Source organism: Variovorax sp. LARHSF232, from assembly GCF_052871435.1.
The window spans coordinates 17,506-31,903 of sequence record NZ_JBIXJS010000002.1 but is presented as its reverse complement, the minus strand read 5'-3'; the positions used below and the strand labels follow the sequence as shown (position 1 = coordinate 31,903).

Here is a 14,398-nt window from a genome sequence, read left to right as displayed (position 1 = left end):
GCTCTTCAGAATCCTGCCGGGGTGCGTTGGTGCCAGTCCGTCGCTTGCTGGAAGCGGTGCGCCGCGTTCAGCAGCCTGGCTTCGCCGAAGTAGTTGCCGATCAGCTGCAGGCCGACGGGCATCGGCTTGCCGATGCCCCCTCCCGACTTCTGCATGTCGCCATCATCGAAGCCCGCGGGCACGCTCATGCCCGGCAGGCCGGCCAGCGAGGCGGGCAGGGTGAAGATGTCGGCCAGGTAGTCGGCCACCGGGTCGTCGCCGTGCTCGCCAATCTTCCAGGCCACCGTGGGCGCGGCCGGGCCGGCGATCACATCACAGTCCTTGAAGGCGTTCTGGAAGTCGTCGGCAATCATGCGGCGCACCTTCTGCGCCTGCAGGTAGTAGGCGTCGTAGTAGCCGTGCGAGAGGACGTAGGTGCCGATCATGATGCGGCGCTTCACCTCGTCGCCGAAGCCTTCCTCGCGCGTCTTCCTGTACATGTCCGCCAGGTCGCGGTAGTGGCTGGCGCGATGGCCGAACTTGACGCCGTCGAAGCGGCTCAGGTTGCTCGACGCCTCGGCCGCCGCCAGGATGTAGTAGACGGGAATCGACAGTTCGGTGCGCGGCAGCGAGATGGCCACGCGCCTGGCGCCCAGCTTCTCGTATTCGGCCAGCGCGGACTCGACGGCGGCACGCACGCCCGGCGCCACGCCGTCGCCCAGGAATTCCTTGGGCACGCCGATGCGAAGGCCCTCCAGCGAGTCGTTCAGAGAGCGCGAATAGTCTTCGGCCGGCCTGTCCAGCGACGTGGAGTCGCGGTCGACGTCGGGGCCGCACAGGGCCGAGAGCAGCAGGGCGCAATCTTCCGCGCTGCGGGCCATCGGGCCGGCCTGGTCCAGGCTGGAGGCAAAGGCCACCATGCCGTAGCGCGAGGCACGCCCGTAGGTGGGCTTGATGCCGGTGATGCCGCAGAACGATGCCGGCTGGCGGATCGAACCGCCGGTGTCGGTGCCGGTGGCGGCGGGCGCCAGGCGCGCGGCCACCGCCGCGGCGCTGCCGCCCGACGACCCACCGGGAATGCGCTGGGTGTCCCAGGGGTTGCGCACCGGCACGGCCCGGTCGTTGCCCACGGCGGGCACGGCCACGTTCTCGTTGGCCGAGCCCATGGCGAATTCGTCGCAGCTGAGCTTGCCCAGGGTGACGGCGCCGGCGTCGGCCAGCTTCTTCACCACGGTGGCGTCGAAGGGCGACTGGTAGCCCGCCAGGATGCGGGAGCCGGCAGTGGTCGGGAAATCGGTGGTGACGAAGATGTCCTTATGCGCGATCGGCACGCCCGCCAGCGCCGGCGCGTTGCCGGCGGCGATCTTCGCGTCGGCGGCGCGGGCCTGGGCCAGGGTCACGTCCTCGTTGATCGAGACGAAGGCGCCGAGCGCCTGGTGCGACCGGGCGCGGGCCAGGAAGTGCTGGGCGGTCTCGACCGCCGACACGTCGCGCTTGGCCAGGGCTTGCGCGAGTTGGGCCACGCCCAGTTGGTGCAGGTCACTCATAGCGCTCACTCGATCACCTTGGGCACGAGGAACAGCCCCGCTTCGACCGCCGGGGCGCTCTTCTGATTTGCTTCACGATTGTTCGGCTCTGTCACCACGTCGTCAGCCAGACGCAGGGTCACATCCTGAACGGCAGCCACGGGGTGCGCCAGCGGCGCCACGCCGGCGGTGTCGACGGCGCGCATGCGCTCGACCAGGTCGAAGAAGCCGTTGATTTGAGTGAGCATGCGCTCGCTTTCGTCGGCGCCCAGATCAAGTCTGGCGAGCGAGGCGATACGCGCGATATCGGAAGAGGACAGGGACATCGGTGGAAAGGCCGGCAAAAACCGGCTGAAATCGCGGCCCGCAAGGGGCCGCGGATGCTGAATCCAGAGGGGATTCGGGTATTATCCCGCCTTTGCCGCAACCCCCGCGAACGCGCCGGCTTTTGCGGCAAAAACGTTTCAATCCACCCCTTCAAAACGAAAAAACGAGGGCGGCGGCATGCCGAAGCGCATCCGTGCCCTTAAGGATCCTGCACATGTTCGGAGCATTCCGTCGGTACTTTTCCACCGACCTCGCCATCGACCTCGGAACTGCCAACACCCTGATCTTCGCCCGCAACAAGGGCATCGTGCTGGACGAGCCGTCGGTGGTTGCAATTCGTCACGAAGGCGGCCCGCACGGCAAGAAGGTGATCCAGGCGGTCGGCCGCGAAGCCAAGGCCATGCTGGGCAAGGTGCCCGGCAACATCGAAGCCATCCGGCCGATGAAGGACGGCGTGATCGCCGACTTCGTCATCACCGAGCAGATGATCAAGCAGTTCATCAAGATGGTGCACCCGCGCACGCTGCTCACGCCGAGCCCGCGCATCATCATCTGCGTGCCCTGCGGCTCCACCCAGGTCGAGCGCCGCGCCATCAAGGACGCGGCCGAAGCGGCCGGCGCCACCTCCGTCTACCTCATCGAAGAACCCATGGCCGCGGCCCTGGGCGCTGGGCTGCCGGTTTCCGAGGCCAGCGGATCGATGGTGGTGGACATCGGCGGCGGCACCACCGAGGTGGGCGTGATCTCGCTGGGCGGCATGGTCTACAAGGGCAGCGTGCGCGTCGGCGGCGACCGTTTCGACGAAGCCATCATCAACTACATTCGCCGCAACTACGGCATGCTGATCGGCGAGCCGACGGCCGAAGTCATCAAGAAGAGCATCGGCTCGGCCTTCCCCGGCTCCGAAGTCAAGGAGATGGAAGTCAAGGGCCGCAACCTCTCCGAAGGCGTGCCGCGCAGCTTCACCATCAGCAGCAACGAAGTGCTGGAAGCGCTGACCGAGCCGCTCAACAACATCGTCTCGTCGGTCAAGAACGCGCTCGAGCAGACCCCGCCTGAGCTGGGCGCCGACATCGCCGAGCGCGGCATGATGCTCACCGGCGGCGGCGCGCTGCTGCGCGACCTGGACCGCCTGCTGGCCGAGGAAACCGGCCTGCCGGTGCTGGTGGCCGAAGACCCGCTGACCTGCGTGGTGCGCGGCTGCGGCATCGCCCTGGAGCGCATGGACCGGCTGGGCAGCATCTTCACGAGCGAATAAGCGCCGCCGGCGCACAGTCCTTTGGACTAGGGCCTGTTCACGCTATTTACGGGGTCGCGAAGGCATGCCAAAGCGGACAAATCAAGGCGCACGGCGCCGCGAGTGCATTGGCACACGCAAGGCGTGCAACGCGGAGTTGGCCGCTTTGGCATGCCTTCCCTTCGGGTTGGCCCGCATTGGGGCCGTCTGCCGCGTTGCCCGCGCTTGCAATGCTTTAGCATTGCTGCGCACGGGCGCCTTGCATCCAGCCCCAATGCGGGCGAACGCGATCCCCGTAAATAGCGTGAACAGGCCCTAGGCATAAACAAAGCATGCCGCTCGGCACCCTAGACCGCACCGCCCCGCCCCTGTTCAACCAGGGGCCATCGGCGCTTTCCAAGCTGATCTTCTTCAGCGCGCTGGCGCTGTTCCTGATGGTCGCCGACGCCCGCTTCCACCTGGTACAGCCGATCCGCAGCGTGGTCGGCACCATCCTTTATCCGGCCCAGTGGCTGGCGCTCAAGCCGGTGCAGATGGTGCTGGGCGGCAGCAAGTATTTCGACGACCTGCAGACCGCGCAGCGCAACGAGTCCGAAGCGCTGCGGGCCCTGGCCCGCCAGTCCGAGCGCGCCAGCCAGGCCGATGCGATGGCGCAAGACAACGCCCGCCTGCGCGCCCTGCTCGAGCTGCGCCAGACCACCACCACCCCCGGCCGCGCCGCCGAGGTGCTGTACGACGCGGCCGATCCCTACACCCGCAAGGTCATCATCGACCAGGGGCAGACGCAGGGCGTCGCGCCCGGCTCGCCGGTGATCGACGCCGACGGCGTGCTGGGCCAGGTCACGCTGGTGCAGGCGCTCACCAGCGAGGTCACGCTGGTGATCGACCGCGACCTGTCCATCCCCGTGCAGAACACGCGCACCGGCGCGCGCAGCGTGGCCTTTGGCGACGCCAGCGCGCACGGCGCCGGCATGGAGCTGCGCTTCATGGGCGCCAATGCCGACCTGCGCGAAGGCGACCTTCTGGCCACCAGCGGGGTGGACGGCGTCTATCCGGCCGGCATTCCGGTGGCCAGGATCGAGCGCATCGAGCGGCGCGCCGAATCGGCCTTTGCCCGCATCTACTGCGTGCCGATCGCCGTCGTGTCCGGCGCCCGCTACGTGCTGGTGCTGGCCCCGGTGGGCGCCCAGGTGCCGCGCCCCGTGCCGGCCGCGCCCGAGCCCCTGGCTGCCAGCAAGAAAAAGGAAAAAGAGAAGTCGGACAAGGCCAAGGGCGACAAGGCCAAGGCGGAGGGCAAGGCCAAGACGGACAAGGCCGCCGAGAAGCCGGCCTCCGCGCCCGCGACCCGCACGGAAGGGAAGGCGCCATGATCATGCGTCCCGGCCAGCAGCAGCTGCTGCTGCCGCTCAACCCGGTCTTCATGTGGGTCAGCCTGTTCGTCGCACTGCTGATCAACATGGTGCCCCTGGGCCGCATCGCCTGGATGCCCGACCTGCTGGCGCTGGTCATCGTGTTCTGGGGCGTACACCAGCCGATGCGGGTGAGCATCGGCACGGCCTTCATGTTCGGCCTGGCCATGGACGTGCAGCAGTCGGCCATGCTGGGCCAGCATGCGCTGTCCTACACCACGCTGGGCTTCTTCGCGATCACCATCCATCGGCGCCTCTTGTGGTATCCGGTCTTGTCGCAGGCGCTGCAGGTGCTGCCGCTGTTCGCGCTGTCCCATTTCCTCGAGCTCAGCATCCGCATCATCGGCGGCGGGGTGTTTCCGGGCTGGGCCGTGCTGCTGGCGCCGCTGATCGAGGCTGCGCTGTGGCCGCTGGCCAGCGCGCTGCTGCTGGCGCCGCAGCGCCGCACGCCGGAGCCGGACGCCAACCGGCCCTTGTGAAACCTGGCGCCCCTTTCTAAGCTCGCACGGTCATGACCGAGATCCGCAACGTCGCCGCCGACCTGGCGCGCTTTCGCCGGCGCGTGCTGGTGATCGCGCTGGCGGTGACCGTGGCTTTCGGCCTGCTGGCCTCGCGCCTGGTCTTCCTGCAGGTGGTGCGGCATGAGGACCTGGCCGAACAGGCCGAAAGCAACCGCACGGCCGTGGTGCCGGTGGTGCCCAACCGGGGTCTGATCCTGGACCGCAACGGCATCGTGCTGGCGTCCAACTACTCGGCCTACACCCTGGAGATCACGCCATCGAAGGCGGGCGACGTCGAGGAAACCATCGAGGGGCTGACCGGGGTGGTGGAGATCACCCCGCGCGACCGGCGCCGCTTCAAGCGCCTGCGCGAGGATTCGCGCAGCTTCGATTCGGTGCCGATCCGCACCCGGCTGACCGACGAGGAAGTTGCCCGCTTCGCGGCCCAGCGCTACCGCTTCCCCGGCGTGGAGATCAAGGCGCGGCTGTTTCGCAACTACCCGCACGGCGAAATCGGCAGCCACGTACTGGGCTACATCGGCCGCATCAACCAGCGCGAAAAAGAGGCGATGGAAGACTGGGCCGAGGAAGACCAGGCCAACTACAAGGGCACCGACTACATCGGCAAGCTGGGCGTCGAGCAGAGCTACGAAAAGCCGCTGCACGGCCTGACCGGCGTGGAGCAGATGGAAACCTCGGCCGGCGGGCGCGCCGTGCGGCGCCTGGCCAGCCATCCGGCGACGCCGGGCGACACCGTGATGCTGGCCATCGACATCAAGCTGCAAAAGCTCATCGAGGACATGTATGGCGACCGGCGCGGTGCGGTGGTGGCGATCGATCCCAAGACCGGCGAGGTGCTGGCCTTCGTGAGCAAGCCCACCTTCGATCCCAACCTCTTTGTCGAAGGCATCGACACCGAAAGCTGGAAGGAGCTGTCCGAGTCGATCGACAAGCCGCTGCTCAACCGCGCGCTGCGCGGCACCTACCCGCCCGGCTCCACCTACAAGCCCTTCATGGCGCTGGCGGCGCTGCAGACCGGCAAGCGCGCGGCCGGCACCCAGGTGCTGGATCCGGGCTACTTCAATTTCGGCGGGCACCGCTTCGGCAGCCCGGAAGGCTACCTGGGCAATGTCGACATGCGCCGCTCGATCCAGGTGTCGAGCAACATCTACTACTACTCGCTGGCCAACGAGATGGGCGTGGACCTGATCCACGACTTCATGAAGCCGCTGGGCTTCGGCCAGATCACCGGCATCGACATCCACGGCGAGCTGCGCGGCGTGCTGCCCAGCACCGAATGGAAGCGCAATGCCTACAAGCGCCCGGAGGCGAAGAGGTGGTATGCCGGCGAAACCATCTCGCTGGGCATTGGCCAGGGCTACAACAGCTTCACCATGCTGCAGCTGGCGCAGGCGACCAGCATCGTGGCCGCCGGCGGCATCAAGCACCGCCCGCACCTGGTGCTGGGCACGCGTGACACCGTTTCGGGAGAGATCACGTCGATCCTACGGACGCCGGGCGAAGACCTGGGCTACAAGCCCGCCAACGTCGCGGTCATCCGCGAGGGCCTGGTAAGCGTGGTGACCGGCGGCACCGCGCGGGGGGTGTTTGCGGGCGCCGGCTACAGCGCCGCCGGCAAGACCGGCACCGCGCAGGCCGTCGGCATGGCGGCCAACACCAAGTACAACGCCAAGGCGCTCGAGGAACATCAGCGCGACCACGCGCTGTTCGTGGCCTTCGCGCCGGCCAACGATCCGAAGATCGCGGTGGCGGTGGTCGTCGAGAACGCCGGCTGGGGCGCCGGCGCCGCCGCGCCGATCGCGCGCCGCATCTTCGATTACTGGCTGCTCGATCAGTACCCCAGCGAAGCCGACATGGCCGCGGTGCGCATCGGCAAGGCCACCGCGCCCATCGGCAAGCCGCGCGCAGCCAGCGAAGTGGCGTGGCCGGCCCCGACGGGTCCCGCCACTGCGCCCTGAGTCGCTACTTCAGAAATGCGTCGTACGCTGTCTTGAGAATCAAGGCGCTCACCACCGCCATGAAGACCTTGCGCACGAAACCGGCGCCGTACTTCAGCGCCACGCGCGTGCCCAGCAGGCTGCCCGCGATGTTGGCCACCGCCATCACCAGCCCGTAGTGCCACCACACATGGCCCTTCAGCGCCAGCAGCAGCAGGCCGCCCAGGTTGGTGGTGGTGTTGAGCAGCTTGGCCGAGGCGGAGGCGTTGAGGAAGTCGTAGCCCAGCACGCGCACCATCGCAAAGATGAAGAAGCTGCCGGTGCCCGGGCCGAAGAAGCCGTCGTACACGCCGATCACGAAGCCCACCGCGCACATCACGCCCGCTTCGGCGCGGGCGGCGAAGTTGGGCGTGTGATGCCGCCCCAGATCTTTCTTCGCCAGGGTGTAGAGCAGCAGGGCCAGCAAGATGAAGGGCAGGAGCTTGCGCAGGAACTCGCCCGGCACCAGGGTCAGGCCCCAGGCGCCCGCGAGGGCGCCGGCAAAGGCGCACGCGGCGGCCGGCAGCAGGGCGTGCCAGCGCATCTGCACGCGCCGGCTGAACTGCGCGGTGGCAGCAGCCGTGCCCCAAACCGAGGCGCTCTTGTTGGTGCCGAAGAGGGTGGCCGCGGGTGCACCAGGAAAGACGGAGAAGAGGGCCGGGACCAGGATCAGTCCGCCACCGCCGACGATCGAGTCCACGAAGCCCGCGAACAGCGACGCGAGGGAGATGACGAGCCATTCCATAAGGGGCGGCATTGTCGCATCGCACGCGCTATGGAATTTGTAGCGCCCAAATGCGGTCGCCAAAAGAAAAGGCGCCGACCAGCGGCGCCTTGATCAAAAAATTGGCATCTCGTGCGGATGCCTTGTCGTGTTCGAATTTTGTGGATACCGAATTTGTCTCCTCGGCCCCCGCGCTGCGGACCACAGCCCGTTTGCGAGTGCATGGACTTTATGCGAACGCACCGCCTGAGTGCATCCGGATTAACCCGCCTCGAATGCCACCGTGGTAGCGCTGTCTTCCAGCACCCAGGCAGCCGCCTTCTCCGCGATCATGAGCGTGGGGCTGTTGGTGTTGCCGCTGGTGATGGTGGGCATGGCGCCGGCATCCACCACGCGCAGGCCCGCGATGCGCCCGCCGCGGCCGTCGCGTACGCGCAGGCGCGAGTCGAGCACCGCCATCGGATCGGTGTCGGCGCCCATCTTGGTGGTGCCCACCGGGTGAAAGATGGTGGTGGCGATATCGCCCGCCAGACGCGCCAGTTCTTCGTCGCTCTGGTATTGCACGCCCGGCTTCCACTCCTGCGGCTTGTACTTGGCCAGGGCCGGCTGCGCCACGATGCCGCGGGTGACCCGCAGCGAGTCGGCCGCCACCTTGCGGTCTTCAGCGGTGCTCAGGTAGTTGGGCGCGATGGCCGGCGCGTCCTCGAAGCGCGGGCTCTTGATGCGTACCGTGCCCCGGCTGGTCGGATTGAGGTTGCACACGCTGGCGGTGAAGGCCGGGAAGCTGTGCAGCGGCTCGCCGAAGGCGTCGAGCGAGAGCGGCTGCACGTGGTATTCGAGATTCGGCCATTCATGCTCGGGCGAGCTGCGGGTGAAGGCGCCCAGCTGCGACGGCGCCATGCTCATGGGGCCGCTGCGCTTCATGGCGTATTCGAGCCCGATCTTCGCCTTGCCGAACAGCGAAGAGGCCATCACGTTGAGCGTCGGCGCGCCCTCGATCTTGTAGACGGCGCGGATCTGCAGATGATCCTGCAGGTTGGCGCCGACGCCGGGCAGCTCGGCCTGCACCTCGATGCCGTGCTGCTGCAAAAGATCGGCCGGACCGATGCCCGACAGCTGCAGCAGCTGCGGCGAGCCGATGCTGCCGGCGCACAGCAGCACTTCGCGCGCAGCGTGTGCCCGCACCGTCTGATGGCCATCCCACACCTGCGCGCCGGTGCAGCGCAGGCTGCCATCGCCCTGGCGCTCGAAGAGAAGGCGCGACACCTGTGCGCCGGTCCACATCTCGAAGTTGGGCCGGCCATAGCAGGCGGGCCGCAGGAAGGCCTTGGCGCTGTTCCAGCGCCAGCCGTTCTTCTGGTTCACCTGGAAGTAGCCCACGCCTTCGTTGCTGCCGCGGTTGAAGTCGGTGCTGTGCGGCACGCCGGCTTCTTGCGCGGCCTGCGCGAAGGCATCGAGGATGTCCCAGCGCAGGCGCTGCTTTTCCACCCGCCACTCGCCGCCGCTGCCGTGCAGGTCGTCGGCGCCCAGGTAGTAGTCCTCGTGCTGCTTGAAGGCGGGCAGCACGCTGTTCCAGCGCCAGGCCTCGTCGCCGGTGAGCTGCGCCCACTGCTCGTAGTCGCGCGACTGGCCGCGCATGTAGATCATCCCGTTGATGCTGGAGCAGCCGCCCAGCGTCTTGCCGCGCGGATAGCGCAGGCTGCGGCCATTCAGCCCGGCATCCGGCTCGGTGTTGTAGAGCCAGTCGGTGCGCGGGTTGCCGATGCAGTAGAGATAACCCACCGGGATGTGGATCCAGTGGTAGTCATCCTTGCGGCCGGCCTCGATCAGCAGCACCCGGTGCTTGTTGCCGGCGCTCAGCCGGTTGGCCATCAGCGCGCCGGCGGTGCCGCCGCCGATGACGATGTAGTCGAACGTCGTGTCGCTCAAGAGTTGTCTCCGTATTGTTCTAGGCAAACCGCTCGCACCACCACCCGCGAGCCCAGCAACACACCGAGGAACTGGCTTCGCCAGGCCTCAGGTGTGGCCTCCCCCTCGGGGGGTGGCGAATTACACGCCGCGGTAGCGGCGTGAAAAGCCGGGGGGCTTCATTTCGCTACCGGCATGGTGAACTCGGCGCCCTTGCCGATGCTTTCAGGCCAGCGCTGCATCACGGACTTCTGCTTCGTATAGAAGCGCACGCCTTCCTCGCCATACGCGTGCATGTCGCCGAACAAGGACCGCTTCCAGCCGCCGAAGCCATGCCAGGCCATCGGCACCGGGATCGGCACGTTGATGCCCACCATGCCCACCTGGATGCGCCGCGAGAACTCGCGCGCCACGTTGCCGTCGCGCGTGAAGCAGGAGACGCCGTTGCCGAACTCGTGCGCGTTGATGAGCTCCACCGCTTCCTTCAAATCGTGCACGCGCACGCAGGACAGCACCGGGCCGAAGATCTCTTCCTTGTAGATGCGCATGTCGGGCGTGACGTGGTCGAACAGCGTGCCGCCCATCCAGAAGCCGTCGGCGCAGCCTTCGCCGGCGCTGTTGGCGTCGAAGCCGCGGCCGTCCACCAGCAGCTTGGCGCCTTCCTTCACGCCCTGCTCGATGTAGCCGGTGATGCGCTCGTGCGCGGCGCGCGTGACGATCGGGCCCATCTCGGCCGCCAGGTTCTCGCCATGAAGCACCTTGAGCGACCTGGCGCGCGCGATCAGCTTGGGCATCACCTTGTCGGCCGCATCGCCCACCAGCACCGCCACGCTGATGGCCATGCAGCGCTCGCCGGCCGAGCCGTAGCCCGATCCGATCAGCGCGTCCACCGTCTGGTCGATGTCGGCGTCGGGCATCACCACCATGTGGTTCTTGGCGCCGCCCAGCGCCTGCACGCGCTTGCCGTGGCGCGCGCCGGTCTCGTAGATGGTGTTGGCAATGGGCGTGGAGCCGACGAAAGAGATCGCCTTCACGTCGGGGTGCTCCAAGAGCGCGTCCACCGCCACCTTGTCGCCCTGCACCACGTTGAACACGCCGTCGGGCAGGCCGGCCTTCTTCAGCAACTCGGCCATCAGCAACGACGGGCTGGGGTCGGTCGGGCTGGGCTTGAGCACGAAGGTGTTGCCCGCGGCAATGGCCACCGGGAACATCCACATGGGCACCATCACCGGGAAGTTGAAGGGCGTGATGCCCGCCACCACGCCCAGCGGCTGGCGCAAGGTCCAGTTGTCGATGCCGGTGGACACCTGCTCGGTGTAGTCGCCCTTGAGCAGTTGCGGAATGCCGCAGGCGAACTCGACGATGTCGATGCCGCGCGTGACTTCGCCCTGCGCATCGGTGAACACCTTGCCGTGCTCGGCGGTGATGAGGTGCGCCAGCGCGTCGCGGTGCTGGTTCAACAGTTCGAGGAACTTGAACATCACCCGCGCGCGGCGGATCGGCGGGGTGTCGGCCCAGGCCGGGAAGGCCGCCTGGGCAGCGGCCACGGCCACATCCACGTCGGCTGCGCCAGCCAGTGCCACTTTGGCCGTCACGCGGCCGCTGGCCGGGTTGGTCACATCCTGCGTGCGGCCCGAGGTGTTGGCCGCCAGGCGGCCGCCGATGTAGTGCTCGATATTATTTGAAATGCTCATGGTGTCTCTCTGCGGCTGAATGTGGCGGAGTGTGGGCTTTCATGAGAGAAAATGCCAATGAGTTCGCCAAAACCAGTTTATAAATCGCCTAAATAAACATGACTCAGGCGGCCGATCTTCAGATTCTGCGCGCCTTCGTTGCGGTGGCGCGCGAGGGCAATGTGTCGCGCGCTGCCGAACGTCTGCACCTGTCGCAGCCGGCCGTCAGCCTGCAGCTCAAGCGGCTGGCCGACATCACCGGGCTCGCACTCTTCAGCCGCACGCCGCTGGGCCTGGCACTCACATCGGACGGCGCGGCCCTGCTGCCGCAAGCCGAGCGGGTGCTGGCCTCGCTCTCGGATTTCCAGCAGGCGGCGCAGCGCCTGCACAGCACCGTGCGTGGCACCCTGCGCATCGGCACCATCCTCGATCCGGAATTCACCCGGCTGGGCGCCTTCCTGCGCGAGCTGGTCGAAGGCGCGCCGCAGGTGGCGACCGAGCTTCGCCAGCGCATGAGCGGCAGCGTGCTGGCGCAGGTGGCGGCGGGCGCGCTCGACGTCGGCTTCTTCCTGGGCGATGCGAAATCGGAGTCGGGTGGCCTCGTGACCGCGCGCACCCTGAGCCGCTTCCATTACCGCGTGGTGGCGCCGGCCGGCTGGGGCCCGCAGGTGCTGGGGCGCGACTGGAAGGGCCTGGCCGCCTTGCCCTGGGTGGCGACGCCGCCCGAGTCGGCGCACCATCGGCTGCTGGCCGGCGTGTTCGGGCCGCGCGGCCTGGCGCCGCGGCAGGTGGCGCTGGTGGACCAGGAGGCTTCGATGCTGGACCTGATCAAGTCCGGCGTGGGCCTGAGCCTGGTGCGCGACTCGATCGCCATCCGCGAAAGCCAGGCGCACGGGCTGGTGATCGCCGACCGGGTGCAGCTGGAGTGCACGCTTCAGTTCGTCTCGCTGGCCGCGCGTGCCGACGAGCCGGTCATCGCCAGTGCCTGGGCCGCATTAGGACGTGTCTGGTCATGACGTTAGGATGGCGGGCTTCAATTGTTGCCGAATGCATCCGGCAGGCTGTGCAGCCGCTTTTTCGTTGACCATGCCTTCGTCCGCGCTGGACCCAGCGCCTCCCCCATCATCCCGGTCGTCCGACGCGAGCGCGCTCGATCCGGACCTGCCGCGCCTGGAGCATCGCGCCGGCGAGGCGCTGGCGGCTTACGGCCGCTGGACCGCGTTGTCCTTTTCCTCGCCGCGCTGCTGGAAGGTGCTGTCGGCGACCTTGGCGCAGACGCCGGCCGATGCCCCCGCCTGGGACTTGCGGTCCATCGGCCAACTCGACCACGTGGGCGCCCAGCTGTTGTGGAACCATTGGCAGCACCGCTGGCCAGCCCAGGTGGAAATGAGCGCACAGCAGCGCGCGGTGCTGGAACAGGTGGCGCAGTACACCGTGCGCGAGCCGGAAGACCCGAAGCCCAGCTGGTGGGACCACTTCCTGCGCTTTGCCAATCGCGGCCCGCTCATGCTGGAGACGGCACGCCGCTTCGTCACCCTGATCGGCCAGTTCGTGCTTGACCTGGGCACCATGCTGCGGGCACCGCACCGCGCGCCCTGGCGCGACATCTCGGGCCACCTGTACAGCACCGGCGCCACCGCGCTGCCGATCACCGCGCTGGTGGGTTTGCTGATTGGCATCGTGCTGGCCTACCTCACGTCCCAGCAGCTGCGCCAGTACGGCGGCGAGACCTTCATCGTCAACATCCTTGGGCTGTCGCTGATCCGCGAGCTGGGGCCGGTGCTGGCGGCGGTGCTGATCGCCGGGCGCTCCGGCTCGGCCATGACGGCGCAGATCGGCGTGATGCGTGTCACCGAGGAGCTCGATGCCATGCGCGTGATGGGCATCCCGCACGGTTTTCGGCTGGTGCTGCCGCGGGTGCTGGCGCTGGCCATCGCGATGCCGCTGATCAGCCTGTGGACGGCGGCGGCCGCCATGCTGGGCGGCATGATCGCGGCCGACCTGACGCTGGGCGTTTCGCCGGGCTACTTCATGCAGACCCTGCCGCGCGCGGTGCCGCTTGCCAACATCTGGCTGGCGCTGTCCAAGTCGGCGGTGTTCGGCGTGCTGATCGCGCTGATCGCCTGCTACCACGGCATGCGCGTGCTGCCCAATACCGAGAGCCTGGGCCGGCGCACCACCAGCTCGGTGGTGATCTCGATCACCATCGTGATCCTGGTCGACGCGCTGTTCGCGGTGCTGTTCAGGGGCGTGGGGTTCCGTTGATGAGTGAGCCGATCATTTCCTCCAACTCGACTGCCGGCGCTGGCGGCGGGCAGGCCGACGCCAATGCGGTGGAGATCCGCAAGCTCTGGACCGTGTTCAAGTCGCCCGGCCGCCCGCCCCAGGTGGTGCACCGCGACCTGGACCTGACGATCAAGCGCGGCGAGGTGCTGTCGCTGGTGGGCGGCTCGGGCACCGGCAAGACGGTGCTGCTGCGCCAGATCCTGGGGCTGGAGAAACCCACCCAGGGCGAGGTCTCGGTGTTCGGCGCGCCGCCCGGCGAGCTGAGCGCGGCCGGCGCCGCCAAGGTGGGCATGCTGTTCCAGCGCGGCGCGCTGTTCTCGGCCTTCAACGTGCTGGACAACATCGCCTTTGCCCTGCGCGAGCTCAAGGTGCTGCCCGACGAGCTGATCCGCGACGCCGCCATGGTGCGGCTGCAGATGGTGGGCCTGGCGCCCGAGCATGCGCACAAGATGCCCTCGGCCTTGTCCGGCGGCATGATCAAGCGGGTGGCGCTGGCGCGTGCCCTCATCATGGATGCGCCGCTGCTGCTGCTGGACGAGCCCACCGCCGGGCTGGATCCGGAAAGCGCGGACGACTTCTGCGAACTCTTGCGCAGCCTGCACCGCGAGTTGGGCCTGACGGTGGTGATGGTCACGCACGACCTCGACACCCTGTTCGACCTCAGCACCCGCATCTCGGTGCTGGCCGACCAGCACGTGGTGGTGACCGGCACCGCAGCGCAGGTGATGGCCAACCCGCATCCCTTCATTCAAAAGTATTTCCTGGGTGGCCGGGGCCAGCGCGCGGCGCAGGCCTTGCATCGGCCGCCCACCACCGTTTCCGGAAGGTAGAA

At 67.9% G+C, this 14,398-nt stretch carries 12 protein-coding genes; 7 read left to right on the top strand and 5 right to left on the bottom strand.

Going from position 1 to position 14,398, the window contains the following annotated elements; genetic code table 11:
- Nucleotides 1–5: 5 nt before the first annotated feature.
- Together gatA and gatC are read right to left on the bottom strand one after the other, a co-directional pair.
- Nucleotides 6–1,526, bottom strand: coding sequence for an Asp-tRNA(Asn)/Glu-tRNA(Gln) amidotransferase subunit GatA (gatA, locus tag ACIPRI_RS05560; RefSeq protein ID WP_446620422.1), 1,521 nt, complete (start codon nucleotides 1,524–1,526; stop codon nucleotides 6–8).
- A gap of 5 nt (nucleotides 1,527–1,531) precedes the next feature.
- Entirely contained in the window at nucleotides 1,532–1,831 is a 300-nt protein-coding gene (gene gatC, locus ACIPRI_RS05555) for an Asp-tRNA(Asn)/Glu-tRNA(Gln) amidotransferase subunit GatC (protein ID WP_446620421.1), read from the bottom strand.
- Nucleotides 1,832–2,046: 215 nt separating this feature from the next.
- Between gatC and ACIPRI_RS05550 the strand changes: the two genes are divergently transcribed.
- From ACIPRI_RS05550 to mrdA, 4 genes are all read left to right on the top strand, one after another.
- On the top strand, nucleotides 2,047–3,090 hold the full coding sequence (locus tag ACIPRI_RS05550) for a rod shape-determining protein (RefSeq protein ID WP_446620420.1): 1,044 nt from the start codon (nucleotides 2,047–2,049) through the stop codon (nucleotides 3,088–3,090).
- A 311-nt stretch (nucleotides 3,091–3,401) separates the two neighbouring features.
- A complete protein-coding gene (gene mreC / locus ACIPRI_RS05545; protein ID WP_446620419.1) occupies nucleotides 3,402–4,439 on the top strand; it encodes a rod shape-determining protein MreC in 1,038 nt (345 codons plus the stop codon).
- Nucleotides 4,436–4,957, top strand: a complete 522-nt coding sequence (gene mreD / locus ACIPRI_RS05540) for a rod shape-determining protein MreD (protein WP_446620418.1) — start codon at nucleotides 4,436–4,438, stop codon at nucleotides 4,955–4,957. Before mreC ends, mreD begins: the two co-directional genes overlap by 4 nt.
- Before the next feature lie 32 nt (nucleotides 4,958–4,989).
- Complete coding sequence (gene mrdA, locus ACIPRI_RS05535; protein WP_446620417.1) at nucleotides 4,990–6,957, top strand: penicillin-binding protein 2; 1,968 nt, start codon at nucleotides 4,990–4,992, stop codon at nucleotides 6,955–6,957.
- Nucleotides 6,958–6,961: 4 nt separating this feature from the next.
- Here the strand turns inward: mrdA and ACIPRI_RS05530 are convergent, their stop codons facing one another.
- From ACIPRI_RS05530 to ACIPRI_RS05520, 3 genes are all read right to left on the bottom strand, one after another.
- The gene (locus ACIPRI_RS05530) at nucleotides 6,962–7,720 is read right to left on the bottom strand and encodes a sulfite exporter TauE/SafE family protein (RefSeq protein ID WP_446620416.1); all 759 of its coding nucleotides are present in this window, start codon (nucleotides 7,718–7,720) and stop codon (nucleotides 6,962–6,964) included.
- A 240-nt stretch (nucleotides 7,721–7,960) separates the two neighbouring features.
- On the bottom strand, nucleotides 7,961–9,628 hold the full coding sequence (locus tag ACIPRI_RS05525) for a GMC family oxidoreductase (protein ID WP_446620415.1): 1,668 nt from the start codon (nucleotides 9,626–9,628) through the stop codon (nucleotides 7,961–7,963).
- A gap of 158 nt (nucleotides 9,629–9,786) precedes the next feature.
- Nucleotides 9,787–11,301, bottom strand: a complete 1,515-nt coding sequence (locus tag ACIPRI_RS05520; RefSeq protein WP_446620414.1) for a CoA-acylating methylmalonate-semialdehyde dehydrogenase — start codon at nucleotides 11,299–11,301, stop codon at nucleotides 9,787–9,789.
- A gap of 98 nt (nucleotides 11,302–11,399) precedes the next feature.
- Here ACIPRI_RS05520 and ACIPRI_RS05515 point away from each other — a divergent pair, with 98 nt between their 5' ends.
- The 3 genes from ACIPRI_RS05515 (at nucleotide 11,400) to ACIPRI_RS05505 (ending at nucleotide 14,396) form a co-directional block, all read left to right on the top strand.
- Nucleotides 11,400–12,296 carry a LysR family transcriptional regulator gene (locus tag ACIPRI_RS05515; protein ID WP_446620413.1) on the top strand — a complete coding sequence of 299 codons (897 nt, stop codon included), beginning with the start codon at nucleotides 11,400–11,402 and terminating at the stop codon, nucleotides 12,294–12,296.
- Nucleotides 12,297–12,366: 70 nt separating this feature from the next.
- Nucleotides 12,367–13,545: an MlaE family ABC transporter permease gene (locus ACIPRI_RS05510; RefSeq protein WP_446620412.1), complete on the top strand. Its 1,179-nt coding sequence runs from the start codon at nucleotides 12,367–12,369 to the stop codon at nucleotides 13,543–13,545.
- Nucleotides 13,545–14,396 carry an ABC transporter ATP-binding protein gene (locus ACIPRI_RS05505; RefSeq protein WP_446620411.1) on the top strand — a complete coding sequence of 284 codons (852 nt, stop codon included), beginning with the start codon at nucleotides 13,545–13,547 and terminating at the stop codon, nucleotides 14,394–14,396. The genes ACIPRI_RS05510 and ACIPRI_RS05505 overlap by 1 nt, the downstream gene beginning before the upstream one ends.
- The last annotated feature ends 2 nt before the right edge of the window (nucleotides 14,397–14,398 follow it).